This is a genomic window from Gordonia sp. UBA7860, assembly GCF_002500165.1.
GTDB lineage: Bacteria > Actinomycetota > Actinomycetes > Mycobacteriales > Mycobacteriaceae > Gordonia > Gordonia sputi.
In genome coordinates this window covers 40,359-41,341 of sequence record NZ_DLSO01000046.1, presented here as the reverse complement: position 1 = coordinate 41,341, position 983 = coordinate 40,359, and the positions used below count along the sequence as shown (strand labels likewise).

1 protein-coding gene and 1 pseudogene are annotated in these 983 nt (G+C 64.2%); both read left to right on the top strand.

Annotated elements, in window-relative coordinates:
* A pseudogene (locus tag B3T59_RS06795) lies at nucleotides 1-671 on the top strand (esterase family protein); the annotation flags it as partial.
* Nucleotides 672-757: 86 nt separating this feature from the next.
* Nucleotides 758-982: a hypothetical protein gene (locus tag B3T59_RS06790; protein ID WP_005202113.1), complete on the top strand. Its 225-nt coding sequence runs from the start codon at nucleotides 758-760 to the stop codon at nucleotides 980-982.
* The last annotated feature ends 1 nt before the right edge of the window (nucleotide 983 follow it).

Genomic DNA, 983 nt, shown 5'->3' with positions numbered 1-983 from the left:
CGAACGATCCGTCGAAGAACATCGACAAACTCAAGCAAAACGGTCAGACCCTGATCATCTCGTCCGGAAGCGGCTTTCCGAGTCCCGCCGATATGGCAAAGCTCTCGCAGTCGGATCTGATCAACGCCATCGCGTTGGAAGTCCTGTCGGCGGTATCGACGGTGCTCATGCAGTTGCAGCTCGCGCAGTCGGGGGTGTCGGTGATCTCGCTTCCGAACTATGGCGTCCACAACTGGGCCAATTGGGATCGCAGCCTGGGCGCAGGTAAGAACGACGTGTTGGGCGCACTCAACAAGACGCCTGCGGTGACCGCGAAGACCCAGCTCGTCAGTGCTGCGGGATCGCCGGAACCCGACGGCGTGGCTAAGGCAACTGCTGCCGCGCGTGTCGCGGCGTCGCAGCAGGTGCAGACCCCGGCGGTACTCGCAGCGGTGGCGGCAGACAAGGCGTCGAGTACATCGAGCACGACGCCGACCTCGCCGTCGGAATCCGCCCGATCTGCCAGCTCCACAACCGAATCGACGACCGGCACTCCTTCCGAGGAGACCACGACAACCACAACCCCTGCCCCAACGGGCTCCACCTCATCGATCCCGGACAACTCGACACCGCCGCAGTCGACGACTCCCGACTCGACGACAACAACAACGGTCACCACCCCGTCGCCGTAGTCCTGCAGGCCGGGAGAAGCGGCTGTGCGCCCAGCATCGTCGTGCCCGTCCGCTGACGGATCAGCTCGAATGATCTACTCGAGGGCATGACGCCTTCACCGAGCGCCCTGGTCCTCGCCGCGGATCAGGGCGAGGTCGCAGTACTCACGCTTGCCATCGCGCTCTACTCGGCGGCCATACTCATCGCGATCGGCGTGGGTATCAACGCCGTCAACCGCAAGCGTCGACGCCTCGCCATCGCGATGGCGATATGCGTCGGGGTGCTGGTGGTTGCCGGCGTCGTCGTCGCGGTGATGAGCAGTATCCACTGAC